A 25,031-nucleotide genomic window follows, 5' to 3' on the forward strand; every position below is an offset into this window, starting at 1 on the left:
GCCGCGCCTCTGCATCGGCCAGGGTGCCGCAGCCGCAGCCGCAGCCGCAAACGAGTGCGGCGACGTCCGGGCGGCGAGCTCCGGAACCAGGGCCGGAACTCACCGTCCGGACGCCGCCGTGCTGGCGGGCCGGTACGGCCGCGGATCACTCCGGGCGCGGGTCCCAGCGGAATCGGCGGACAGCGATCAGGGTGCCCAGCACACCCCAGGCGAGCAGGATGCCGTGCTGTTTCCAGTGCAGGCCGTCGCCGGTGGTGAACGCCGACAACAGGGCGTCGTTGAACGGCTTCACGGGCAGTAGTCCGGCCAGGGTGTTCAACGTGTCGGAGTGGATGGGGAAATAGCTTCCCGAGATGAAGACGAGCGGAAACTGCACGAACTGCACCACCGCGGGGGCCGCCTCGGAGTTGCTGACCAGAGAGGCGACCGCCGCACCCAGGGCGCAGTAGCAGACCGAGCCCAGCAGCAGCGTGACACCGACCGAGGCCCAGTCGGCGGGCACCGGCGCGTCGTACAGCGCGCCCACACTCACTACCAGGACGACGTCGATGACGCTGACCATCAGGCAGTGTGCGAGGAGCCCGGCGAAGTAGATCCAGGCCGGCAGCGGGGTGGCGTGCAGTCGTTTGAGCACGCCGGTCTGCCGTCGGGCGGCGAGCGCGATGGCGAGCTGGCCGTAGCAGGCCCCGAGCACCGACACGGCGGCGATCGTCGCCGTGTAGTACTGCATGCCGGTGCGGCCGTAGAAGAAGTCGCTGGCCTCCCCGCCACCGAAGACCGCACCGATGATGGCGATGAACGCGATCGGGAAGACGAACGTGAAGATCATGGCCTGTGGGTTGCGCCAGAACGACAGCTGCTCGTACCGAATCTGGTGGAGCAGCACGGCCAGGTCGCCGCGGCGGTGGCGGGACGGGCGGTCAGTGGTCTCGTCGGTGGCACCGACGGCGACGGGATTCAACGTGGTCATGCTGCCCTCCGGTTCCTGCGGCGCGGCCGACGTGACGCGAGCGCGGCTTCGGGCCGGCCGGCGGCGTCGCCGGTCAGGCTCAGGTAGACGTCCTCGAGGGTGGGCTGCTCCACCGCCAGTCGGTGCAGCGACGTCCCGCGTGCCAGCGCCCAGCCGGTCAGCCGGTGCAACGCCTCGGTGGCGTCGTCCACCTCGAGGGTCACGTTCGTCTCGTCGATCTCGGTGGGGACGACGGGCAGCTCCTCTGGCGTCACGCCGTCGGGCCGGGCGAAGCGGATCCGGGTACGGGCGGTGTCCCGGCCGCCGATCGTCTCCGGGGCGCCCTGTGCCACCACGCGGCCCGCGTTGAGCACCACGATCTGGTCGGCGAGCGCCTGCGCCTCGTCCATGTAGTGGGTGGTGAGCACGACGGTGGTGCCGAGATCGCGCAGGCTGCGGACGACCTCCCAGGCGCCGCGGCGGGCGGTCGGGTCGAAACCGGTGGTGGGCTCGTCGAGGAAGAGCAGCTTCGGGTCGCCGATCACGCCGAGGGCGAGGTCCAGCCGCCGCTTCTGCCCGCCGGAGAGGTCCTTCACCTTGGCGTCGCGCTTCTCGGCGAGTCCGACGAGTTCGACCACCTCGTCCACGTCCCGCGGGTCCGGGTAGTAGCCAGCGCTGCGGGCGACCGTCTCCCGAACCCGCAGGTGCGGTTCCACCGCGATGTCCTGGAGCACCAGGCCGACCCGTTCCCGCAGCCAGCGTCGCTCGGCCCGGTCGCCCGGGTCACGGCCCAGCACCTCCACGCGGCCGGCGTCGCGGCTGCGGAAGCCCTCCAGGATCTCCAGTGTGGTGGTCTTGCCCGCGCCGTTCGGGCCGAGGAGGGCGACGATCTCTCCCTGCTCGACGGTGAAGCCGATGCCGGCCACGGCCTCGTGGTCGCGGTACCGCTTGCGCAGTCCGTCCACGACCAGGGCGCTCATCGGGGGTGCTCCGGTGCTGTCACGGTCTTTCCCTTTCGATTGGTTTCCCCGGACGCTAGGGCGCCCGGCGGCCGGAGAGCGGCGTCGCTGACCGACATCACCGCAGGCCGGGACAGATGTCACCGGCGGTCAAAGCCAGCCCTGCTCGTAGGCGATGCGGGCAGCGTCGAAACGGTTGCGCCCCTTGAGCTTGCGCATCGCCGAGGAGGAGAGGTTGCGGACCGTCCCGGCGGAGAGGAAGAGCTCCTTCGCGATCTCCTTCACCGAGGCGCCGCCGACGGTGAGGCTGAGGATCTCCCTTTCGCGGTGGGACAGGGCCTGCGCCCGCGCCCCGGGCGGCCCGATCAGGGCCGGGTCGATGGTGAGACAGCCGGCAGCCACCCCGCGGACCGCGCCGACCAGGTGGGACAGGCGCGCGTGTTTCGGGATCACGCTGAGGACGCCCGCCTCCACCGCGCGATCCACCAGGGCTCGCGTGGGTGAGGCGGCGATCAGCGCGACGCCGCAGGAGGGGAGTGCTTCGCGTACCTGACGGGCGAGTTGAAGGCAGTCCGTGCCGGCCATCCCCATGCTCAGGATCACGATGGAGGGACGCAGCTGCCGGACCGTGGCGACCACGTGCTGGCCACCGTTGACGAGACCGACGATCTCGAAGCCCGAAACCGTCCGCAGTGTCTCCGCGAACGCGTCCAGGACCAGAGCGTGGTCGTCGCAGACGACAATTCGAATGCTCATTGGGCCACCCCGCTGGTGAGAGGATTCGTCGGTGGCCGGCGTTGCGGAGGCCATTCCGACGTTGCCCAAAAGCATGGCGACGCGACCGTGATCGGAACAGTGCGCCGGTCCCGAGGCGAACATGAAATTTGCACAGCCGGCGAACCTGAAATTCTCATGCCGCGTCGACGTGTGTTTTTCACATCGGGTCGGTGACGTCGGCACTGGTGGGGCCGCCCCCGCGACGACACCATTTTCCTATCGCAGGGCGAGCATCATCCCCTGCCCTACCGGGAACGAGGATCACCATGACGCACTCATCCGCACCCGACCGCGACTCCCGTGTGGCGGGCACCGCCAACGCCTTCGGCCCGGCCGGCGCGAACTCCGGCCTGCGGATCAGCCAGCACGACGCGTGGACGACGTCCGACACCCCGCCCGCCGCCTTCACCTGGATCTGCCTGGCGGACGCCGCCCACGACGAGCGGGCCGCCTGAGATGACCGGGGTCGCGGAGCCGCCGCTGGTGGGCTTCCGGCGGCACCTGCGCCCGGAGGTTATCGCCGGCGAGGCGACGTACCTCTTCTCGGAGCACGGTGTGACGGCCGTCCAGGCGGCCCGGATGGAACACCTCACCCCCTTGCTCGACGGCACCCGCGACGTGGCGACCGTGCTGCGGGAGGCCCCGGAGGAATGCGCGGGCCTGGTCCGCGACCTGGCCGACGCCGGGCTGCTCGTCGCCCGTACGCCCGGTGTCGGACAGCACGACCCGCGGGCCGTGGCGTACTGGGAGTCGGCCGGGCTGGACAGCGGTGCAGCGACCTCCGCCCTGACCGGTGCCGCCGTCCGGGTCCGGGCCGTGGGCGGGATCGACGACACGGCGGTACGCGAGGCCTGTGCCACCGCCGGCCTCGCCCTGGTGAGCGGCGAGGGTGCCGCCGACCTCGACGTGGTGCTCTGCGCCGACTACCTCGACCGCGAGTTGGCTGCGGTGGACCGGCGGCAGCGCGAGACCGACCGGCCCTGGCTGCTGGCTCGCCCGGTCGGCACCCAGCTCTGGATCGGCCCGGTGCTGCGACCGGGTCAGGCCTGCTGGCACTGCCTGGCGCACCGGCTCTGGTTGCACCGGCGGGCAGAGGCGTACGTGCAGCGCGTCCTCGGACGAGACGGGCCGGTGCCCCGTCCCGTCGCCGCCGTGCCGCCGTCGGCCGCCGTCGCCGCCCAACTCGTCGCCCTCGAAGCGTCGAAGTGGCTGGCCGGCCACCGCTACGCCGGTCAGCAGGCGGTGTGGACGGTGGACACCCTCACCCTGGATGGGCGGCATCATGAGCTGCGGGCCCGCCCGCAGTGCCCCTCCTGCGGCGACCCGCAGCTGGTCCGTGAGCGCAGCCGCCGCCCGGTCAGTCCGGTCAGCCGGCCCAAGGCGTCGACCGACGGCGGCGGCCACCGGGCGCTCTCACCGGAGCAGGTGTGGCAGCGGTACGAGCACCTCGTCAGCCCGGTCACCGGGCTGGTCCGGGAGATCCGCCGGGACCCGCGCGGGCCGGAGTTCCTGCACTCCTACCGTGCGGGCGCCAACCTGGCCCTGGACGTGCGCGGCCTGGACGACCTGCGCCGCGGTCTCCGCAGCGAGCACGGCGGCAAGGGCGCCACCGCCGAGCAGGCTCGGGTGAGTGCGCTCTGTGAGGCGCTGGAGCGCCAGTCCGGCACCTTCCACGGCGACGAGTTGCGCATCCGGGCCCGCTTCGCGGAGCTGGGCGACGAGGCCGTCCACCCCAACTCGGTGCAGTTGTTCGACGATCGCCAGTACGCCGAACGTGCCGCCTGGAACGCCCGGCATTCGGCGTTCCAATACATCGGTCCGCGCTTCGACGAGCAGGCCGAGCTGGACTGGACGCCGGTGTGGTCGCTGACCGCCGGGCGGCAACGGCTGCTCCCCACCGCGCTGCTCTACTATGGCACCCCGGCGGAGGCCAGCCAGCGCTGCCTGCGGGCCGACTCGAACGGCAACGCCGCCGGAGCAAGCCTGGAGGACGCCATCTGCCAGGGCTTCTTCGAGCTGGTGGAGCGGGACGCGGTGGCGCTGTGGTGGTACAACCGCACCCGGCAGCCGGGGGTGGACCTCGACGCCTTCGCCGACGGGTGGATGGTCGAGCTGCGGCAGGTACACCGCCGGCTGCACCGTGAGGTATGGGCCTTGGACCTGACCGCCGACCTGGGCGTGCCGACGTTCGTGGCGCTGTCCCGGCGGACGGACAAGCCGGCGGAGGACATCGTCTTCGGCTTCGGTGCGCATCTCGACCCGGCGGTGGCGCTGCGTCGGGCACTGACGGAAGTCAACCAGCTGCTGCCCGCCGTGGTGGAGGTGGACGCGACGGGGCGTGGGTACGCCTGCGACGACCCGGAGGCCCGCCGCTGGTGGGCCGGCGCGACCGTGGCCAACCAGCCCTGGTTGAGGCCGAACGCCGGGGTGCCGGCCCGCACGCCCGCCGACTATGGCTACGTCCCGGGCACCGACCTGCGCGACGACATCCAGACCGTGCAGCGGGCGGTGACGGCGCGCGGCCTGGAGCTGCTGGTGCTCGACCAGACGCGGCCGGACATCGGCCTGCCGGTGGTGAAGGTGCTCGTACCGGGACTGCGGCACTTCTGGGCCAGGTTCGCGCCGGGGCGTCTCTACGACCTGCCGGTCCAACTCGGGCGGGTCGAGCGCGCCACCCGGTACGAGGACCTGAACCCGATCCCGATCTTTGTCTGATCCATCAGCGCGTCGCCGGAGTGAGGAGGGCCCACGTGAACAGCCACATGTCGTGGCGGCAGCCCGGCCGGCAAGTCAGGACGGTCGCCCTCTGGTCGTTCCCGGAGGACGTGCTCGTGGAGACCGGCGCCCCGGACGGCAGCGTGCTGCTGCTGACCCGGTGGGGTGAGATCCGGGTGACCGATCCGGATCCGACGACGGTGGAGTCGCTGCGCCGGATGAGCTTCGGCCCGGTGTCCCTGGAGAACGTTCTCCAGGGTGTCGCGGACGACAGCGTCGAGGACCTGCGTCGCCGGCTGTCCGAGCTGCTGGACCGACTTCAGCACGTGGTGGTCCGATCGGTGGGCCTGGCCGACGGCCTCGGTCCGTGGCTCTCGGCTCTGCCGCTGACCCCGAGAGCGGTGTTCCGCTTGGCGCCGCTGCCCGCGGACCGCCTGGTGTGGCTCTCCCCGGCGGTCCAGACGCGCCGCGAGTCGGGTGGCCTGGTGCTGGAGGTGCCCGGCGGCGCGTACCGGGTGGTCCTGCACCGCCCGGACGGCAGCCGGCTGGTCGACGCGTTGGTCGTGCCGAGCACCGTGGCGGCGCTGGCGGTGGCCGTCGGACTGCCGGCGGCGCTGGTCGGCGAGGCGGTGGCGCATCTGCTCGCGGCGGGCGTGGCGGTCACTGGCATGCATGCCGAGCGGGCGTAGCCGACCAGTGTGGACACGCGGTCCGCGAGGCGGGCGCACGAGTGACGCTGCCCCCCGCTCGGGTGACGCAGAGCTTAACATCGAACTTCGGCGTTATCGCGGATCCGCCGCGAGGGCCTGAACGCGTAGGCTCGCGCGGGAGGATCGGCGCTCGGGGGGGCGTGCACATGGACCAGACACCGTCAGACGATTCGAGCTCGATCAACGACGACGTGCGCACCGGCCCCACGGCGTCGCGACTGGCCCGGGTCGTGGTCGCCACCGTCGTCACCGGGCTCAGCCTGGTCGCGCTGCTCAACATCCTCGAGGCGGCGCAGGAGCTCCACGCGGTCGTGCTCGCCCTGGTGTCGATGGGCGGCCTCCTGTCACTGCAGCTGTTCTTCCTGACCGATCGGGCCCGTCGGCTCCCCGGGCCGGCCCGTCTGGGGCTGCTCGCCGCCCAGTCGCTACTCGGTTTCCTACCGTTCCTCGTGTTCGGCCAGTCCTGGGTCGGGATGCCGGGCTTCGTCGCGGGCAGCTTCCTGCTGATGCTGGCGCCTCCCCGCTCGGTCGTGGGCTTCGCGGCGACGGTGTTCGGCACTGTGGTGATCCAGTCGGCGATGACCACAGAGGTCCTGCTCGTCGCGTACACGACGGTGTCCACGGTCCTGAGCGGTCTTATCGTCTACGGGTTGTCCCAGATGTCCATCCTGGTCCGTGAGTTGCACGCCACCCGCACCGAATTGGCTCGGTTGGCAGTGATCCGGGAACGGCTCCGCTTCTCCCGTGACCTGCACGACCTGCTCGGCTACAGCCTCTCCGCGGTCACCCTCAAGAGCGAGTTGACCCGGCGCCTGGTGGTCCGCAACCCGACCCGAGCGGTCGCCGAACTGGACGACATCCTGCGCATCTCACGACAGGCGCTGGCTGACGTACGACAGCTCGCCAGCGGCTACCGCGACATGTCGCTGGGCGACGAGGCCCGCTCGGCGCGGTCGGTGCTGGCCGCCGCCGACATCCAGGTACGGATGGAGATCGATCATCCCGCGCTGCCACAGGCGATCAGCACCGTGCTCGCCACCGTGCTCCGCGAGGGGGTCACCAATCTGCTGCGGCACAGCAGGGCGCGCAACTGCGAGGTGCTGGTCACCGAGCAGGGCGGGCGCGTGCTGCTCACCATCGCCAACGACGGCGCCGACCAGGGGCCCGGCCTGCCGTCCGAGCACGGGGGCAGCGGGCTGCGCAACCTCTCCGACCGGGCCGGGGCGCTCGGCGGCCGCCTGGTCACCTGCTGCTCCCCGGATGGCTGGTTCCGGCTCCGGGCGGAGCTGCCGGTCAGCCTGCCCGCCGCACTGGAGCCGCCCGCCAAGCTCGCGTCCTGACCGGCCCGGGAGGCCGGGGTCAGAGCCAGCCGGCGTCGCGGGCGATCCGGATCGCGTCGATCCGGTTTCGGGCGTTGAGCTTGGTCACCGCGGTGGTCAGGTAGTTGCGGACGGTCCCGGGAGACAGGAACAGCCGCGTGGCGATCTCGCTCGGCTCGGCGCCCTTCTCGGTGAGCCGGAGCACTTCGGCCTCGCGGGCGGTCAGCGGGCATTCGGCGCTGTCCCAGGCGGCGAGCGCCAGCTGCGGGTCGACCACCCGGCGGCCCGCCGCCACTCCCCGGATCGCGTCGGCCAGGATCTCCGGCGGGGCGTCCTTGAGGATGAAGCCGGCGACGTGCGCCGCCATCGCCCGGCGCAGGTTGCCTGGCCGCCCGAGGCTGGTCAGCATCAGGCAACGGCAGCTCGGCAACTGCTCGCGCAGCAGACCTGCCGCGGTCAGCCCGTTGATTCCCGGCAGGTCGATGTCGAGCACCGCGACGTCCGGCCGGTGCGCCAGCGCCGCCGGCAGGATGTCGTCACCGGACGCCACCTCGGCGACGACGTCGATGTCGGGCTCCAGGGCGAGGAGTGCCAGGAGGGCGCCGCGGACCATGTTCATGTCCTCGGCGAGCAGAACCCTGATCGTCACCCGGCCAGCTTCGCATCAACGGCGCCGGCGTTAGGGGGCCACTCGTGCTACCAGCGTCACTCTCCGTCCGAACGTCGTTACGGACGACCCATCCGGATGTGCCATCCCGACTGAACGGGCGTCAGTCGGCGGCGGCGCGGAGGGCGACGCGGTCGGGTTTGCCCGACACGGTCAGCGGCAGCGCGTCGAGGAATGAGAAGCCGGCCGGCACGTGCGCCGGGGAAAGGCCGGCGGCGATGTGGTCGCGCAGTTGGGCAGCACCACACTGGACCCCTGGACGCAACTGCACCGCGGCGTGGGCGGTCTCGCCGTGGCGCGGGTCGCGTCGGTCGTACACGACGGCGTCGGCCACCGCCGGGTGGGCGAGGAGAACCTGCTCCACGGTGGACGGATGAATCTTCAAGCCGTTCGCCTTGATCACGCTGCCGATGCGTCCGACGAGGTGGAGGTAACCGTAGCGGTCGAAGCGGGCCAGGTCGCCGGTGCGCATCCAACCGTCGTGCATCGTCTGCGTGGTCAAGGCCGGGTCGCCGAGGTAGCCGGCCATGGTGGTCGCCGCGCGTACCCAGACCTCACCGGTGACTCCGCGAGGCGTTGCGGTCCGGCCGTCGGCCTCGCGGATCTCCAGATCGACCCACGAGAAGGGTCGGCCGACGCTGGGCAGGAGCTCCGGCTCGGTGTGATCGAGCGGGGTGAGGGTACACATGCCGCCGGCCTCGGTGCTGCCGTACAGCTGGGTCAGCCGTTCGCCGAAGAGCGCCACCGCCTGGGCGATCCGGGAAGGAGCGGCGAAGGTACCGCTGTATAGCACCTGGCGCAGCGAGGGCAGTGCTCGCCGGGCGGCCTCCGGCCGGTCGACCAGTTGGTAGAGGTGCGGCACCGCCAGGTAGACGTCCGTCACCCGGTGCCGGACGACGGCGTCGACCACTTCGTCCAGGTCGAAGCCGTCGCGGAGCACCACCGTGCCCCCGCCGATCAGGACCGCGTCGACCATGGTCGCCGTGGCGTGGCTGACCGGAGTCACTGACAGCATGGTCACCGGCCAGTCCGGCGAGCCGTCGCCGGCAGACACCCGGATCCGGGTGTCGCGGGCGCCGAACGTCTGCTGCACCAGCTTCGGGTCGCCGGAGCTGCCGCTGGTCAGGTCGACCACCGCGATGTCGTTCGGGTGCCAGGCGGCGGTCGGAAGAAGATCCGACCGGTACCGGCACAGCCCGTCGGCGGCCAGCACCGTCAGCGAGGGCGCCGCGGCGGCCAACTCCCGACCCCGCCCGGCGTTCGCCGCGTCGACCACGAGGGTGCGGGCACCGGTGGCGCGCAGCACCCGCAGGCGGGCGACTGTCGAAAGATGCTCACCGTCGGCGCGGGCGTTCATCGAGCGCACGTGCGTGACGGTGGCGCCGAGCAGGTGCGCGGCGTACCGGGTGACCAGCATGGCCGGCACGTTCGGCTCGGTCAGCACGGCTACCGTCTCCCCGCGCGCCACACCGGCGCGGGTCAGTCCGATGGCGGTCGCCAGGATCGCTGCGGCGAGCGCGCCGCCGCTCGTCGCGCCCTCCGGTCGGTGCAGGACGGGCCGTCCGGGTCGCCGTTGCAGGGCGTCCAACAGCCGCCGTACGTAGTGCGCCTCGCCGGTCTCCACCGTGACCTCCCGTCCGCAGCCTCCGCCCGCCGCCGGGCAGGGCGGGGACCCGGCCAGCCTCCACCCGGACCGTTCACCGGGCCAGCGCCCCCACGATGTCCGTCACGGATGCCGGTACGGGTGTCACGAACCCGGCATGACCGGTGTCACCGGAGTGAGGTGCGAGCGTCATCCGGCGATGACGGCGGCCGGGGCAGCCGGGGACAGTGGCGGCGGCGCCTCGTTGCGTCGTGTCCGGCGAGGTCCGGAATCCGTGGCGGCGAGACCCGAGACCCAGTCCCGCGACGGAAACGGAGTGCACCATGCAGACGACAAGCCCCACCGACGGCACGGTCGTCAGGTTCCGCGACGACGCCCGGGTGGAGTTCCAAGCCGACCGGGTCGTCCTCACCAGCCCCGCCGGGGTGGTCGCGATGCGGCAGATCGGCAGCGGGCTCGCCGCGGCGCTACGCCGGCTCGCCGACGGGCCGGTCGACCCCGCCGTCCTGCTCGCCGGGTTGACCGGGCGGGAAGCCGCCCAGCTGCGCGGGTTTCTCGACCGGGCGCCCCACCTGCTCGCCCGGGGCGTCGTCGCGGGTGGCCACGAAATGCTGCAGCTTGAGCGGACCTCGCCGGGAACGCGGTACGCGCCGGTCACCGTGGCGCCGGCCGTCCGGGTGCGGTTGTCCCGCTTCGCCTTCTGCCGCACTCGGGAAGGCGCGCTGGTGGTGGAGTCGCCGTTGGCCCGGCACCGGGTGATCCTGGTGCACCCGGCGGCCCGACGCCTGGTGGCTGAGCTGGGCACCCCGCGTACCCCGACGGAGTTGGCCGCCGACGACCTCGACGTCGCGGCGGTCGGCACGCTCCTGGGCCATCTCGTCGGTGCGGGCCTGGTCGACGCGGCGGACAGCGCCGGTGGCTTCGAGTCCGAGGTGGATCCGACGCTGCGCCAGTGGTCCTTCCACGACCTGCTCTTCCACTCGCGCACCCGCCCCGGTCGCTACGACGACCCGGTCGGCGGGATCTACCCGCACCGGGGAGAGATCCCCCCGCTGCCAGCCGTCAAGCAGCCGCCGGCGGGCCGCACCGTGGAGCTGTACCGGCCGGAGCTCGACGAGGTGCTGGCCCGGGACCCGGCGTTCACCGTGGCGCTGGAGGGCCGCCGGTCCATCCGCTCCTACGGCGAGGAGCCGCTCACCCTGCGCCAGCTCGGCGAGTTCCTCTACCGGGTGGGTCGGGTGCGGGTGCTGCGCGGTGCCGAGGGCGACCCGACCGGCAACGAGATTGTGGGGCGGCCCTATCCGACCGGCGGGTCGGCGTACGAGATCGAGCTGTACCTGACCGTGCGCCGCTGCGCGGGCCTGGACGCGGGGATCTGGTTCTACGACTCCGTGGCGCACCGGTTGGTGCTGGTCAACGACGAGCCGGCGGACCGGGCGGCGATGTTGGACGTCGCCGCGGGAGCCACCGGCGGCGAGGCGGACGGTGACGTGCTGATCACCCTGACCTCCCGCTTCCAGCGGCTGTCCTGGAAGTACGCGGGCATCGCCTACGGGATGACGCTGCGGCACTGCGGGGTGGTCTACCAGACGATGTACCTGGTGGCGACGGCGATGGGGCTGGCGCCGTGCGGGCTGGGGATCGGCGACGCCGACCTGACCGCCCGGGTGCTGCGGCTCGACTGGCTGCGAGAGACGTCGGTGGGAGACTTCCTGCTCGGCAGCCGGCCGGCGGGTGAGCTGGGCACGTGGCGCACCGAGGACGGCTGGCGGCTGCTCAACGGCGCGGACTGGGCGCTGCGCGCCGGCGAGGAGCTGGGGCGCCGATGACCTGCCGAAGCTTCGTTCCACAGGCCGTCCGGGCCTGGTGTGCGCCTTCTCCGACAGGCACTCATCTCGCCCCGGGCGGCCCTTTCGCGATTACGGCCGGCACCGGTGTAATTGCCACCGTGATATGTGTCAGCAGGCGTTGGCAAAGCATGGACACGGTCGTTGGGTGGGGCCAGAATTGATTTCACCGGAAGGGTTGAAGAAAAGCCCTTCAAAACAGAAGGAGAAATGACATGAGCATCGACGAGACCCCCGCGACCCAGGACGACAAGACCTTCGACTCGTTCGAGATCGCCGACCTGGAGGTCCTCGAGGTCGCCCAGGGCGTGGCGCTGCCGGAGCTGGGCGCGTCCAGCGGCAGCATCGGCACCTCGTCCTCCTCCTCGACCTGCTCGTCCAGCACCTGCTGAACGACCGTCGCGGTCGGACCGAGACCAGCCGGACCGGCAACGGGACACAGTGGATGAACGATGGCGAGAGTCAGCCGGCGTCGGGCGCATCGAGTGGCCGCGCCGAGGCGTCATCGCCCTCGCCCACCCGCTCGTCCAGCACCTGCTGACGCGGCTCACGTCGGCTGTGCTCGTCCAAGTCGAAGTTGGACGAGTGCAGCCGACGTCGGTGCGCCCGGCCCTCGCTCATCCGCGCCGGGACACGTCCAGCGCGGTGGACCAGAGCGCGACGGCGGCCGGCAGGCCGACCACCGCGCGTACGGTTCCGTTGCCCGTATCAAGACCGTACGCTGTCGCGCCGACCGCCGCCACCAGGATCAGCAGCGCGCCGGTCCACCAGTAGCCGGGGACGTCGAAGATCCGGGCCAGTGGCAGGAAGTGCAAGCCGACGACCAGGCAGACGGCCACGACGATCAGCCCTGGTGAACCGAGGCGAAGCAGCCCGAAGACGGCGGCGAGGATCAACACGGTCTGCGCCAGGTTGACCAGGTGGAACCACCGCATCGAATGCGGGTGGACGCGGCGGACCCGGGCCGGACCGCGCGCCCGCAGCCGCCGGCTCGCCACCAGGAGAGCGCCGGCGCCGACCACGGCGGCCAGGTCGAGGGCGAGCCGGACGCCGGTGGGCACCGGTAGGCCGGTCACACCCACGATCAGCCAGAGCATCCCGTAGACGACCATCGTGGCGATGCCCATGGCGAGCGGGCCTCGGCGATTCACGGACTCGCCGCCCAATTGACGCGCGCCGGTGTCAGTTGACATGGACAGACCTTAGCGTAGGTCGCTCAAAAGGCGCAAACCACCCGCCGGGACCAGCCGTCAGCAAATTCCTGACAGTTGTCAGGAACATTGTTGTTCGATCGCCGCGCGGGTCGAGAATCGAATTTCCAGCGAATTTCCTGCTCGTCGAGACAATTCCGGAAAGGTGCGTCGACATGACGACCGAGGCGTATGAGCCGGCCACCGACGTGATTGGTGTGCGGCTCCACACCAGGGGGCCCGTGACGCTTCCCTGGTTGGCGCGATCCGTGGTGCCGGTGGCCCGCGCACTGCACGACGACGGCAACGCCGTCGTCCACCTCCACCGGGGCTGGCGGCACGGTCCCCACGTCGACATCGTCGCGTACGGCGGCGCCGGGGGCGCGGCGGACTGGGCCACCGTCGCCGCAGAGCTGGACGCCGGCCCACTGGACCCGGCCCGTGCCCTCAGCGAGGAGGACTACCTCACGCAGGCCCGCGAGTTCGGACGGTTGGAGGCGGTGCCCCCGCCGTACCTGCCGATGGCCGAGCATGGCGCGGTGCAACTGCTCCGCCGGGAGGACAGCGGCCCCCGGCAGCCGGCGCTGCGCGCCCTGGCCGGCTGGGAGGTGGCGCAGAGCGTCCTGACCACGCCGCTGCTGGACACGGTGGACGAGCTGGCGCGCCGGCCCGAGCAGGGCACGGTACGCCTCGGCGAGGCCTTCGCGGCGCTCGCCGACTCGTACTTCTTGGGGCTGGCGCACGGCGTCTACTCGTTCCGGTCGCACGTCGAGGCCTTCCTGGCCTGGGCGAGGCCCACCCGGGACGTACGCCCGATCTTCGCGCAGCGGCTGGCGCGGGAGGCGACGGTGCTGCGCTCGGTGGTCGAGCAGCGGCTCGCCGGCACCCCCAGCGGCCCGGCGGCGGCCTGGCGGACGGCGTTCGCCTACTGCGCCGGCACCTTCGACGCGGCCGTGACCGACGGCACGCTCAGCCTCGACCTCCTAGACGAGATCACCGGCGGTGTGGACACCGCCGCGATGGGCCCGCCCAGCGCCCCCGACGTGGTGCCGACCGGTGACCAGCCGGACACCGAGTTCCACCGCAGGGTCGCCGCGTCGGGCGCCTACGACCGGACCACCCAGTGGTTCGCCGCCTACCGCGTGCTGATCAACCTCTTCTACCAGCAGCTTCCGCTGCTCACCGTGTCGCCGATGCAGCGCTACTACATGTGCTACGCGATCAGCGAGCTGGTCGACGAGGTGCTCGGTGAGAGCTGGCAGGACCGGCTCACCCGTGACCGGGTCCGGGTCGTCGCGACCGCGGGGAGGGCGGCATGACCCTCGCCCCCGCCGCCCCGGCGCCTCTCGCCCCGATCAGCACCACCTCGCCGGCGGAGCCCCTCTGGCAGTTGCGGATCAACCCGCTGCGCCGGGCCCGCCTCGCCGACCCGGCGCTGCGGGTGCTCCTGGCCGACCTGACCGAAGTGGACCGGGCGCTGTCCGACAGTGCCGCCCGCTGCGCCGACGATCTCTACCGGCTGATCGGTGCCAGCGCCGACGAGGCCGAACGCAAGCGCCTGGTGGAGGCCCGCCGCGCCATCTCCCGGGACCGGGAGCCCCGCACGGACCTGACGCATCTGCCCGCCGTGGCCGCCTGGGTCGCCGCCCGGCATCGCCGCGACGAGCTGCGGGCCCGGCTCATCGCCGAGCATCCGGCGGCGGCCGAGCGGGAACGGAAGACCCTCGCCGGGCTGTTGGGCGACGAGGACCTGCGCCGTTCGCTGGCTCTGCTCGCTCCCGAGGTGCACGAGGAGGCCGAGCGCTACCGGGCCGCCGTGGCCACCGGCGAACCGGTGGCAGCCCGAGGCCGCAAGTCCGAGCGCGGCCTGATCCAGTACGTCACCCGGGCCATGGTCCGGACCAGTCCGCTGGCCCGGTTCACCGCTGTCGGCATCGCGGTGCCCGGCCCCGACGGGATCGACCCGCGCAACGTGCCGTTCACCGGGGCGCATTCGTTTACCAGCCTGGACCGCGTCATGATCGCCTATGTGCTGGGCGGGCTGAACCCGCCGGCGGGCGCGGCGCGGCTCGGTGCGTGGGTGGGGCTCTCGCCAACCTCCGCGGTGGAGCCGGAGCAGGGCGCGCTGTTCTTCCTGCGCCCCACCGAGGGCGGCTACCAGCGCCTCTCCGCACCGCTGCGGGGCCCGATCAAGCTGCTGATGGACGCGATCGCCATGGGCCCGCGTCCGGCCCGGGCGGTGGCCGGGTACGTGGCCACGCACGCCGGCTGCCCACTGCCCGACGCCGAGCAGATCGTGCTGCGGGCGCTGGACGGCGGCATCCTGTGCACCTTCAACGAGGCCGAGAACGGCGACGCCGACCTGGCCGAACAGCTGGACCGGCCGGACACCCTGGCCGCCGACGCCCTCGCCGACGTGCGTGCCGGGTTGTCTCGGCTGGCCGACGGGCCGGTGATGCAGCGGCGCGCCGACCTGGCGACCCTGCGCGCCGACCTGGCCCGGGTCAGCGGGCTGGCGCAACGGCCGGCCCAGGTGATGGTGGAGGAGGACTACCTCCTCCCGCCGGCCACGGTGGACACCGAGCCGGTGCGGGGCAACCTGGCCGACCTGGGCGCGGCGGTGGAGCTGCTGTCGGTCTTCGACTGGCTGCACGACGTGCGCATGATGACCACCCGGGCCTTCGTCGGGCGCTTCGGCGCCGGCGCCGGCGTTTCGCTCGCCGACCACGCCGACGAACTCGTCGAGGCGGTGTCCGCACAGGCTGTGGCGGCCGGCCAGTACGCCGCCACGCTCACCGACGACAGCCCGGTCGGCGACGACCCGCTGCTGCGCCTCTACGCGCTGCGCCGCCGGATCATGGCCTGGACCCGGGCGGAGATCAGTCGAGCCGCCGAGGCGGGCGAGCCTGAGGTGCGGTGGTCCGCCGAGCAGGCGTACGAGCTCGTCGCCGAGCTGCCCGAGGAGTTCCGGCGTGACCCACTGAGCTACGGGGTGCTCGCGCAGTGGGCGGGGGACCGGCTGGTCGTCAACGACGGGCTGCCGGGGCACGGCATGCTCTACTCCCGCTTCCTCGACGGCGACCGGCGGCTCGGCGGACGGGCGCTGCCGTACCTCGCCGACCGGCTCGCCGAGCGCTTCGGCTGGGACGGCGCACGGGTCGTGGAGGACCTGGGGCTGCACCGGCTCAACGTCAACGCCCATCCCCGCGTGCTGCCGGACGGGTTGGGCCCGGACGACTGGTACGCGCTGCGTCTGGTGCACGATCCGGACACCGACACGCTCGCGGTCACCGATGCCGACGGGCAGCGGCTGCGGGTGCTGCCGCTGGGCACCGGGCACCCGGGGCTGTTCCCGCCGCCATTGTCGGTGGCGTCCTGCCTGGCGACCGGCGGTCGACTCAACAACTACCTGCTGGACCTCTGGCACGGCGGCAACCCGTGGGATCGAGCCCGTACCCGGATCGCCCCGCGGGTCGCCGTCGGCGATGTGGTGGTGAGCCGCCGCCGCTGGTACGGCGGCGCCGAGCTGGACGGGGCGCTGGCCGCGCCGGAGGGCCCCGAGCGGCTGCTCGCCCTGACCGGCTGGCGCGGCCGGTACGGCGTACCGGAAGAGGTGGTGGTCAAGACCGCCTTCGACGACGAGGCGCCCCGGTCACTGCGCCCGGCCGACATCATGCCCCGCCGGCAGAAGCAGAAGCCGCAGTACGTCGACCTGACCTCCGCCCTCGGCACCCGGGTGCTGCCGCGGATGCTCGAGCGTCGGGCCGACGGGAAGGCCGTGGACTACCTGGAGGAGGCGCTTCCCGGGGTGGTCGACGGCACGCACGCCTACGAGTGGGTGGTCGAGATCGGCAGGCGCCCCGGCGGCCTGTTCCAGTACGGAGGGAAGAAGTCATGAGACTGCGCGCGCGACCGTACCTGCACTACGCGCCGACGCCCGACGGCGTCTACCTCGCCGGGGGCCGCGACCAGCTCGTCCTGCGGGGCTCGACGCTGCTGTTCCGGGTCGCCGACACCTGTGTGCCGCTGCTGGACGTCGGCACCACCGAGGACGAGATGGTGACCGCGCTGGGCACCGAGCGGGCCAGGCCGGCCGTCCGCCACCTGGTCGACCAGCTACGGGGGCACAACCTGCTCCTGGATTTCGCGGCGCACACCGTCGCCGAGCCGGACGAGGCCGAGCGGCAGCGGTGGGCCGGACCACTGGCTTACCTGGAGGCGGTCTCCGCGGATCCGTACGCCGCCTTCGCGGCGGTGCGGGCAGCGCGGGTGGCGGTGGTGGGCCCCGTCGAGGTCACCGGGCCGGCGGTGCGGGGGCTGCTCCGGGCCGGGATCGGTGCGGCGGAGGCGCGGGACGCGGCCGACGACCTCACCGGATTCGACGCGGTGATCCGCTGCCTCGCCGCCGGCGAGGCGCCCGAGCCGGCCACGGCGCCGGTGCTGCCGGTGCTGCTGGACGACCGGGTGCTGGTGGCCGGACCGGTGGTGACCGACACCGCGACCGCCGCCAGGTGGCCGGCGTGGCGGGACCGGGTCCTGGACCAGGCTGCGGCGGACGCCGTGCCGCCGCCCGCTCGTCCGGTCGCGGACGCGCTGGCCGGTGCGCTCGCCGCGCACCTGCTGTTCACGGTCATCGCTGGTCAGGACACCCGCAGGGACGCGCACGTCGTGCATTCCGACGCGCTCACAGCTGACCGGGTGGTGCTCGGAGCGCCGCTGGCCGACGACGAGCGCTGGCACCTGCTGGACGACGCCCAACCCGTTCCGCTGCCCACGATCGACGACCTGACCCCGGCTGTCTCCGCCCTCACCACCCGCTGGACCGGCCCGTACACCCGGGGCGACCGGGAACCGGAGCTGCCCCAGCTACCGCTGTCACAGCGCGAGCTGGCGTACCGCGACGGCCGGACCGGTTCGGTCTTCGCCGGTGGGCCCGACCTCCAGACCGCGTACGTCGCGGCGGCGATCGAGGGGATGCGGCGGACGGCCGACGGCGGCGCGGCCGGACTGACCGAGGAGACGTGGTTGCTCGACGGCGCACTGCGGCTGCTCGCCGCGGAAGCCGAGCAGGTCCCCACGGTGGACCCGGCGGAGCTGGACCCGGAGACGCACCGGATCTGGCAGAGCCTGGGTGCCCAGCCGCACGTCGTCGACCTGCGCGCGGTACCCGGCCTGGACTGGCGGCTGGCCCGGGTGCGCACCCCGGGCGGGGAGACGCTCGGTGTGGCTTGGGGGCCGGACGCGGACACCGCCGTCCGGGCCGCGGTGGGGGTGGCTGTCACCGCCGGGCAGGTCCGGGCGGCCGGCGGCGAGCCGGCAGCCGCCTTGCACACCGACGCCCTGCTGCTCGCCGGTGACGGCGTGGTGGACGCGCTGCGCAAGCAGGTCACCGCGCTGGCCGCGGCGACCGGCCGCCGGTTCCGCGGCCGCGCCCGGCACGCCGATCCGGTCCTGGGCGAGCTTCCGTTCTGGTACGGCCCGGTCGAGGTTACCGGCGACATCGAGGAGCAGACCGATGGGCACTGACACCGACCGGCCCAACCTCGGGCCGGGGTTCGCCGCCGACGCCGCCGACGAGTGGCTCACCGCGCTGGCCCCCCTGCTCGCGGTCGACGCCACCGTGACGCTCGACCGCGGATTCGACCTGAACTGGCAGACCGGGCAGTGGCGCCGCAGCGTCGCCGACGGCCGCGAGCACCTGTCGGTGCGGGTGTACGACGACGAGGTGCAGATCGGCCCGCGCTGGGTACCGGGCACCGACGCCGGCTGCCCGGTCTGCGCCGAGTCCCGCGAGCGTTCGGTGCTGGAGCACCCGTTGCAGGCCCGCCTGGACCTCAACCGCTGGCGGACCGGCACCGGCGACCCACTGCTGCCGGACCTGCTGGCGGCGGCTGCCCGGAACCTGGCGGACGTGCCGCTGGCTCCCGGCGAGCTCGCTGTGGTCGGCCCGGCCGGTGTGCGGCGGCACCGGATCCCGCGGCACTTCTACTGCTCGTGCTGCGCACCGCGCTTCCACCCGGACCTGGACTGGCGACCGGAGCCGCTGACCCTGCGCAGCCACCCGGCCGCACCGGGCGACCCCACCCGGGCCGCGGACGGTGCCCGCCTGGTCGTTCCGGGGGCGCTGCGGGACCGGGTCGTCGACGAGCGCTTCGGCCCGGTCCAGAAGATCATTCTGGAGTCGGCCGCGCCCTTTGCCATGAGCATGTCGATCATGCCGGACGCACCGGCGTGGGGACACGGCCGGGCGGTGACCTTCCGGGAGGCCGAACCGGTCGGCCTCATCGAGCTCTACGAGCGCCTCGGCGGCTTCCCGTTCGACGCGCCAGTGCTCCAGGGGCTGACCTACCGTCAGGTCGCCGATTACGCCCTCGACCCGGCCACCCTCGGCGGGCACACCGACGAGCAGCTCGCCCACCCCACCGCCCGGGTGCTTCCGGTGCACCCGGACAGCCCGATGGACTGGGTGTGGGGCCACGACCTCAGCACCGGGCGGCCGGTGCTGGTACCCGCCGAGATCGGCTTCTACCAGTACGAGTACCGGTACAAGTTGAACCGCCGGGCCGCCCGCGCCGCGCGCCGGGCCAACCCGCGGGAGAACCGCAAGCACTTCTACGACTCCTCCAGCGGCTGCGCCGCCGGCTCCTGCCTGGAAGAGGCGGCCCTGCACTCGCTGCTCGAGCTCGCCGAGCGGGACGCCTTCCTGATCGCCTGGCACCGGGCCACCCCGCTGCCGGTGATCCCCACCTCGACGATCACCGACCCGGACAGTCAGGCGTTGATCGACCTCATCGACGCTCGCGGCTTCGACGTCCACATCCTCGTCGCCACCCAGGACGTGGCCCTGCCGATCGTGTGGACCCTCGCCGTCAACCGGACCGGCGGATTCCCGGCCACCTTCCACTCCGGAGGGTCCGGCGCCAACCCGGCCACCGCCATCCGGGGCGCCCTACGGGAGGTCGCCCAGCTCGTCACCGACCCGCAGGACCCGGACACCTCCGACATCGAGCCGATGCTGGCCGACCCGTGGAACATGGAGGAACTGGTCCACCACCCCCGCTACTACATGCATCCGGCCACACTGGCCCGGGCCACCGCCGTGCTGGGCGGCCCGGAGACGACGATCGCCGAGGCGTTCGGCGACTGGCCCGGCCAGCTCGACCGGGCCGCGGCTGGTGACGTCCGGGGCGCCCTGGAGCACGTCCGGGAGCTCTACGCAGCGGCCGGCATGGACCGGATGGTGCTGGTCGACCAGAGCACCCGGGAGCACCGGGACGTCGGCATCTCGGTGGTCAAGATGGTCGTACCCGGCATCCTGCCGATGTGCTTCGGCCACGCCCAGCAGCGGCTGCTGGGCCAGCCCCGGCTCGCCGCCGCGCTCGCCGGCACCGCCCAGGCCGGACGACCGCTGCCCTACGACCCCCACCCGTTCCCGTGAGCGCCGGGTTGCGGGTTCCCGCCCCGTACACCGACCACACCATCGGCCGGGAGTCGCTCTGGTACGCGTACGCCGCCGGGGCCGACGAGACCGTGATCCCACCCTGGCTGTCCGAGCCGGTGCCTCCGATGGAGACGCACGTGCACCCGCCCACCCCGGCCGCCGCTGTCGGAGGCACCCGCCGCCCACTGCCGTACGGGACGGCGGAGCTGCTGGGGCGGACCGCGTACCCGCACGGGCAGGTGGCGGGGGAGGTGGCCGACCCGCTCGGGCACGCCCTGGTCGCCGCGTACGGGCCGCAGTGGTACGACCCGGACAACATCTACAACCCGCACCGCGGCTACGCCTCGCCGCGCTGCCTGTACCCGGTGCAGGTCTTCGCCGACGACGGAGAGCACTGGGCACTGCTGGATCCCGACCGGCACGCGCTGACCACCCTGTCGGTACCCGGGCATCCGCCCCGCGCCCGGCAGCTCGCGCTGACCGGTCGATACACCCGCATCCCGCGCGGCTACCGCTGGTTCCGCGGCTCACTGGTCGCCATCGAGACCGGCTACGCGCTGCGCGCGCTCGCCATCGGCCTGCACCTCTTCCGGGTGCCGGCGTGGGTGCGGCTGCCCGACGCCGGGGCCGGCGCGGTCCTCGCCGAGGTGGGGCTCGACCCCGCCTGGGAATGGTCGCTGCCGGTCACCGTCGGGTTGGGCGCGCCCCCTCCGGTGCCCGGCCCGACGCCCGCCGACCCGCCCGCCGAGTCACCCGATCCGGTCCTCGCCGAGGTAGCGGCGGTGAACCGGGCGCAGGCGTTCACCGACCCACCCACCCGGCTCGGCTCCGGTGTGCCGGCGGACGCGGCTGCCGCACCGACCGCGCCGGACTGGGCGGAGCTGACCTGGCGCCGGAACTCGGGGCGGATGCCGGCGGGCCGGCCCGGCTTCGACTCCCGCCGGCGGCGGCTGCCGGCGGCGGTCGTGCACGACATCACACGCTGGCTGGCGGTGCCGGCACCCGGGCCCACCCTGGCCGCCGTCCGCGACGGGATCACCGTCTCGGTCGCGCTGCGCGACATCGACGGGTACGCCGACGGCGTGCACCGGGTCGGGCCGGACGGCGAACTCGTCCTGCACCGGGCCGACCGGGAGATCACCACAAAGCTGGAGGCGACGTACGGCTACCCGCTCACCCCGACCGACGGCTGCGGCGTCCGGCACGCCTCCATGGTGTGGTTCCTGTCGGTCCGCCCCCGGGAGCTGCATGCCGCCTACGGGCCGACCGCCTGGACGGCCACCCAGTACGCCGTCGGCTGGGCCGCGCACGGCCTCTCCCTCGCGGCCAGCGCGGCCGACCTGTACGCCCGGCCGGTCCGGGCATTCGTGGAGAACGCGACACGGGACCTGCTCGGCCTGGCCGGCGACGAGATGATCGCGCTCGCCGCGGTAGTGGGCACCCCGCGGCACGCCAGCGGCGGGCTGCTCGACATCAGGTTGTGAGGAGAGGTGCCGTGAGCGCGAGCAGTGACCCGGGCTCGCGAGCCCGGCAATCGAGAACGAAGGAGATGCCGTGACCCAGACCGTGCTCCGCCCCGACCCCGCCGCGACCCGGCCCACCGAGTGGAGCTCGTGGCACCTGCACCTCGCCTCCGACGCCCGCTCGGTGCAGGACCGGGTGATCCAGGAGGTGATCCGGCCGGTGGCCGCCGAACTCGACGGCCGGCCCTGGTTCTTCATGCGTTTCTGGCAGGCCGGCACTCACCTGCGGTTCCGGGTCGGCGACCTGGGCTCCAAGGCGTACCACCGGGTGGAGGAGGCGTTGCGCGACCGGCTGGCCGAGGCCGGCCGGCTGGCCGACGACGAGGAACCCCTCGACGAGGCCGGCTACCGGGCCGGCGCGGTGACCTTCGCCGCCACCGAACGCGGTGCCGACCGGCAGGTGCGCGATCTGATGCCACCGGGCGTGCATCGAGCCGTTTACGAGCCGGAGCACCTGCGCTACGGCGGTCGGTCGCTGATGCCCGCCACCGAGCGACTGTTCCAGCTGTCCAGCGAGCTCGTCGTCGCGGTGCTGCCCAGCCGGCCCTCCGAGAGGCTGCGCACCGGGCTGGGGCTGCGGGGCACCATCGCCGCCGCGGCCGCCCTCGGCGGCCCGGAGCGGCAGGCCGAGTTCTACCGCCGCAGCATGGACGCCTGGCGGGTGTGGGCCGGGCACTCCGGCACCACGCCTGACCAGCTGGCCGCCCTCTGCGCCGTCGACGCCACAGGCCCGGTCCCCGACCCGGACGCACACGGCCCGTTCCGCCGTTGGCACGCCGCGATCGCGGAGCTGGCCGAGCAGATCGCCGCCGGCGGCGACACGCCGCCGGCCCAGATCCTTTTCTCCCACGTCCACATGCTGCACAACCGACTCGGCCGCAGCCTTTTCGAGGAGCTGCGCACCTACGCCTGGCTCGCCGCGGCGTACCCGGACGGAAACCCGTCATGAGTAGCCCGCGGGTGGCGATCGTCGGTGCCGGCATCGGCGGACTGGCCCTGGCCGCGGCCCTCGACGCGACCGGCACGGCCTACCGGGTGTTCGAGCGTGCCGACCGGCTCACCGAGGTCGGCGCCGGCGTCCAGCTCTCCCCGAACGCGGTCCGGCCCCTGCACCGGCTCGGCCTGCGGCCCACGCTGGACTCCCGGGCCGTCCGACTCGCCGCAGCGCAGATCCACGGCTGGTCCGGCTGTCCGGTGGCCCGCACCGAGCTCGGCGCCGCCTGTGAGGTGCGCTTCGGCGCGCCGTACCTGGGAATGCACCGGGCCGACCTGCGCGACGCCCTGCACACGCGGGTGGACCCCACCCGGCTGCACCTGGGCCGGCCGTTGACCAGGGTGGACGGTGACGGCGAGGAGGTGGTGCTCACCTTCGCCGACGGACGCACCCATCGGGCCGACGTGCTGGTCGGCGCGGACGGGCTGCGGTCGGCGGTACGCGCGGCGCTCGTCCCGGACACGCCGGTCTTCTCCGGCCTCGGTGTGTTCCGTGGGCTGGTGCCGATGGACCGACTGCCGGCGGGCGCCCGTGCGCCGGTGGCCCGGATGTGGCTCGGTCCGGGCAGGCACTTCGTCTGCTACCCGGTCAGCGGCGGCCGAGCGCTCGGCTTCGCCGCCATCGCCCCCCTGCGCCGGCCGCCCGTGGAATCGTGGTCCGCCACGGTGGATCCGGCCGAACTCGTCGCCACCTTCGACGGCTGGCACGCCCCGGTCGCCGCCGTCGTGCGAGCCGCCCGCGAGGTCCGGTACTGGGCGCTGTGGGACCGGGAACCGTTGACCGCCTTGTCGGTCGGGCGGGTCACCCTGCTCGGCGACGCCGCCCACCCGATGCTGCCCTTCCTGGCTCAAGGCGCCAACCAGGCCGTCGAGGACGCCGTCGAGCTGGCCTCCTGCCTCACCGGCGCCTCCCGCGCCGACGCCCCTGACCGGCTGCTGCGCTACCAGCGGCAGCGCATGCCCCGGGCCACCGCCGTGCAGCGCGCCTCTCGCGCGCAGGCTCGGCACATGCACCTCGCCGACGGCCCCGAACAGGCCGCCCGAGACGTGGCGCTGCGCCAGGCCGCCGACCTGGAGGCCCGCGCCTGGCTGTACGGGTACGAGCCGGGCGGGGTGGCGGCGTGACACGGGTCGCGATCGTGGGCGGCGGGGTGGCCGGCCTGGCCGTCGCCGCGCTGCTGCGCCGGCACGGGGTGCCGTACCGCATCTACGAACAGGCGGCCCGGTTCACCGCCGTTGGCGCCGGTATCCAGCTCTCCCCGAACGGGGTGCGGATCCTGCGCCGGCTCGGTGTGGGCCCGACGCTGCGCGAGCACGGCGTGGCCGCCGAATCGATCGAGATCCGACGCTGGGACGACGGACGGCTCCTCTGCGCCCTCCCACACGGCGACGCGTGCGTGACCGCCTACGGCGCCCCGTACGTGCTTATCCACCGTGCCGACCTGCAGCGCGGCCTGGTCGGGCTCCTGCCGGCCGCCGACCTCGGGCTCGGCCGGCGCGTTGTCCGCGTCACCGAGGACGACGAGCAGGCCACGCTGCACCTCGCCGACGGCACCAGGGACACCGCCGACCTGGTCATCGGCGCCGACGGTGTGCACTCCGTGGTGCGTCCCGCGCTGATCGACGACACCCCGCGCTACTCCGGCTACGCCGTCTGGCGCGGCCTGCTCCCGGTGGACGAGGTGCCCGCGTTGGGCCGCGTACCCCGGGTGCTCTTCTGGTTCGGGCCTGACGCCCACGTCACGTATTACCCGATCGCAGCCCGACAAACGGTGCACGTCAGCGCGGTCTGCGCGCAGAGCGCGGAGACCGGCGACCCTGCCGTCGAGGAGCTGACCGCCGCACTGGACGGCTGGCATCCCGAGGTGCGCCGGGTCATCGGCGCGGCCCGAGGGGTCAGCCGCTGGGGACTGTACGACCGGGAGATCACCGGGCCTTGGCACAGCCGTCGGCTGGTGCTGCTCGGCGACGCCGCGCACCCGACCCTGCCGTACCTGTCGCAGGGCGCCAACCAGGCGCTGGAGGACGCCCTGCTCGTCGCCGACCTGCTCGCGGCGGACCCGGCCACCGCCCTCAGTCGGTACGAGCGGGCGCGCCGCCCCCGGGTGGCGGAGGTGCACCGGCAGGCCCGGCATCGGGCCGCCCTCTTCCACCTGCCCGACGGGCCGGCGCAGCGCGCCCGCGACGAGGAACTGACCCGGCAGGTCGACCTGAGCCACCTCCGGTGGCTCTACGGCCACGACCCAGACGCGGAGCTGGCGCACGGCGCGCCGACCGGCGGGAGCGGATAGATGGACGCAGGCCAGGCAGCTCGCGCAGGTCCTTCCGACGTGTCCGG

Annotated in this window: 21 protein-coding genes; 14 read left to right on the top strand and 7 right to left on the bottom strand. The window is 73.3% G+C overall.

The genetic code is table 11. The annotated features are described in order from the left end of the window. Nucleotides 1-145: 145 nt before the first annotated feature. From ABZS42_RS05010 to ABZS42_RS05020, 3 genes are all read right to left on the bottom strand, one after another. A complete protein-coding gene (locus ABZS42_RS05010) occupies nt 146-970 on the bottom strand; it encodes an ABC transporter permease (RefSeq protein ID WP_355142638.1) in 825 nt (274 codons plus the stop codon). Then, nucleotides 967-1,929 carry an ABC transporter ATP-binding protein gene (locus tag ABZS42_RS05015; protein WP_355142639.1) on the bottom strand — a complete coding sequence of 321 codons (963 nt, stop codon included), beginning with the start codon at nt 1,927-1,929 and terminating at the stop codon, nt 967-969. The genes ABZS42_RS05010 and ABZS42_RS05015 overlap by 4 nt, the downstream gene beginning before the upstream one ends. Before the next feature lie 129 nt (nt 1,930-2,058). Beyond that, the gene (locus ABZS42_RS05020) at nt 2,059-2,664 is read right to left on the bottom strand and encodes a response regulator transcription factor (RefSeq protein ID WP_120674231.1); all 606 of its coding nucleotides are present in this window, start codon (nt 2,662-2,664) and stop codon (nt 2,059-2,061) included. A gap of 287 nt (nt 2,665-2,951) precedes the next feature. On the opposite strand from ABZS42_RS05020, the gene ABZS42_RS05025 reads away from it, so the two are divergent. The 4 genes from ABZS42_RS05025 (at nt 2,952) to ABZS42_RS05040 (ending at nt 7,450) form a co-directional block, all read left to right on the top strand. After that, nucleotides 2,952-3,140 carry a hypothetical protein gene (locus tag ABZS42_RS05025; RefSeq protein ID WP_355142640.1) on the top strand — a complete coding sequence of 63 codons (189 nt, stop codon included), beginning with the start codon at nt 2,952-2,954 and terminating at the stop codon, nt 3,138-3,140. A 1-nt stretch (nt 3,141) separates the two neighbouring features. After that, nucleotides 3,142-5,400: a TOMM precursor leader peptide-binding protein gene (locus ABZS42_RS05030; RefSeq protein ID WP_355142641.1), complete on the top strand. Its 2,259-nt coding sequence runs from the start codon at nt 3,142-3,144 to the stop codon at nt 5,398-5,400. A 35-nt stretch (nt 5,401-5,435) separates the two neighbouring features. Then, the gene (locus ABZS42_RS05035; RefSeq protein WP_355142642.1) at nt 5,436-6,089 is read left to right on the top strand and encodes a hypothetical protein; all 654 of its coding nucleotides are present in this window, start codon (nt 5,436-5,438) and stop codon (nt 6,087-6,089) included. A gap of 167 nt (nt 6,090-6,256) precedes the next feature. Continuing rightward, nucleotides 6,257-7,450 carry a histidine kinase gene (locus ABZS42_RS05040; RefSeq protein ID WP_355142643.1) on the top strand — a complete coding sequence of 398 codons (1,194 nt, stop codon included), beginning with the start codon at nt 6,257-6,259 and terminating at the stop codon, nt 7,448-7,450. A 19-nt stretch (nt 7,451-7,469) separates the two neighbouring features. Here the strand turns inward: ABZS42_RS05040 and ABZS42_RS05045 are convergent, their stop codons facing one another. Next, on the bottom strand, nt 7,470-8,078 hold the full coding sequence (locus ABZS42_RS05045; RefSeq protein WP_355142644.1) for a response regulator transcription factor: 609 nt from the start codon (nt 8,076-8,078) through the stop codon (nt 7,470-7,472). A 121-nt stretch (nt 8,079-8,199) separates the two neighbouring features. Further along, the gene (locus ABZS42_RS05050; RefSeq protein WP_355142645.1) at nt 8,200-9,720 is read right to left on the bottom strand and encodes an AMP-binding protein; all 1,521 of its coding nucleotides are present in this window, start codon (nt 9,718-9,720) and stop codon (nt 8,200-8,202) included. A gap of 302 nt (nt 9,721-10,022) precedes the next feature. Here ABZS42_RS05050 and ABZS42_RS05055 point away from each other — a divergent pair, with 302 nt between their 5' ends. After that, complete coding sequence (locus ABZS42_RS05055) at nt 10,023-11,528, top strand: SagB family peptide dehydrogenase (protein WP_355142646.1); 1,506 nt, start codon at nt 10,023-10,025, stop codon at nt 11,526-11,528. Nucleotides 11,529-11,761: 233 nt separating this feature from the next. Further along, the gene (locus tag ABZS42_RS05060; RefSeq protein WP_355142647.1) at nt 11,762-11,938 is read left to right on the top strand and encodes a thiazolylpeptide-type bacteriocin; all 177 of its coding nucleotides are present in this window, start codon (nt 11,762-11,764) and stop codon (nt 11,936-11,938) included. A gap of 70 nt (nt 11,939-12,008) precedes the next feature. Here the strand turns inward: ABZS42_RS05060 and ABZS42_RS05065 are convergent, their stop codons facing one another. Together ABZS42_RS05065 and ABZS42_RS05070 are read right to left on the bottom strand one after the other, a co-directional pair. Then, nucleotides 12,009-12,167, bottom strand: coding sequence for a hypothetical protein (locus ABZS42_RS05065; RefSeq protein WP_355142648.1), 159 nt, complete (start codon nt 12,165-12,167; stop codon nt 12,009-12,011). Next, nucleotides 12,164-12,739, bottom strand: a complete 576-nt coding sequence (locus ABZS42_RS05070; protein WP_355142649.1) for a hypothetical protein — start codon at nt 12,737-12,739, stop codon at nt 12,164-12,166. The genes ABZS42_RS05065 and ABZS42_RS05070 overlap by 4 nt, the downstream gene beginning before the upstream one ends. 173 nt (nt 12,740-12,912) lie before the next feature. Between ABZS42_RS05070 and ABZS42_RS05075 the strand changes: the two genes are divergently transcribed. The 8 genes from ABZS42_RS05075 (at nt 12,913) to ABZS42_RS05110 (ending at nt 24,984) form a co-directional block, all read left to right on the top strand. After that, nucleotides 12,913-14,055, top strand: coding sequence for a hypothetical protein (locus ABZS42_RS05075; protein WP_355142650.1), 1,143 nt, complete (start codon nt 12,913-12,915; stop codon nt 14,053-14,055). Then, nucleotides 14,052-16,634: a hypothetical protein gene (locus ABZS42_RS05080; protein WP_355142651.1), complete on the top strand. Its 2,583-nt coding sequence runs from the start codon at nt 14,052-14,054 to the stop codon at nt 16,632-16,634. Before ABZS42_RS05075 ends, ABZS42_RS05080 begins: the two co-directional genes overlap by 4 nt. After that, a complete protein-coding gene (locus tag ABZS42_RS05085; protein ID WP_355142652.1) occupies nt 16,631-18,262 on the top strand; it encodes a hypothetical protein in 1,632 nt (543 codons plus the stop codon). Before ABZS42_RS05080 ends, ABZS42_RS05085 begins: the two co-directional genes overlap by 4 nt. Next, complete coding sequence (locus ABZS42_RS05090) at nt 18,252-20,174, top strand: TOMM precursor leader peptide-binding protein (RefSeq protein ID WP_355142653.1); 1,923 nt, start codon at nt 18,252-18,254, stop codon at nt 20,172-20,174. Before ABZS42_RS05085 ends, ABZS42_RS05090 begins: the two co-directional genes overlap by 11 nt. Next, nucleotides 20,171-21,661, top strand: coding sequence for a hypothetical protein (locus tag ABZS42_RS05095; RefSeq protein WP_355142654.1), 1,491 nt, complete (start codon nt 20,171-20,173; stop codon nt 21,659-21,661). Before ABZS42_RS05090 ends, ABZS42_RS05095 begins: the two co-directional genes overlap by 4 nt. Before the next feature lie 70 nt (nt 21,662-21,731). Further along, the gene (locus ABZS42_RS05100) at nt 21,732-22,649 is read left to right on the top strand and encodes a thiopeptide-type bacteriocin biosynthesis protein (RefSeq protein WP_355142655.1); all 918 of its coding nucleotides are present in this window, start codon (nt 21,732-21,734) and stop codon (nt 22,647-22,649) included. After that, nucleotides 22,646-23,818 carry an FAD-dependent monooxygenase gene (locus ABZS42_RS05105; protein WP_355142656.1) on the top strand — a complete coding sequence of 391 codons (1,173 nt, stop codon included), beginning with the start codon at nt 22,646-22,648 and terminating at the stop codon, nt 23,816-23,818. Before ABZS42_RS05100 ends, ABZS42_RS05105 begins: the two co-directional genes overlap by 4 nt. Next, nucleotides 23,815-24,984 carry an FAD-dependent monooxygenase gene (locus ABZS42_RS05110; RefSeq protein ID WP_355142657.1) on the top strand — a complete coding sequence of 390 codons (1,170 nt, stop codon included), beginning with the start codon at nt 23,815-23,817 and terminating at the stop codon, nt 24,982-24,984. Before ABZS42_RS05105 ends, ABZS42_RS05110 begins: the two co-directional genes overlap by 4 nt. The last annotated feature ends 47 nt before the right edge of the window (nt 24,985-25,031 follow it).

Origin of the sequence: Micromonospora sp. NPDC005367 (genome assembly GCF_040606825.1) — a bacterium.
In the GTDB taxonomy this organism is placed as follows: domain Bacteria; phylum Actinomycetota; class Actinomycetes; order Mycobacteriales; family Micromonosporaceae; genus Micromonospora.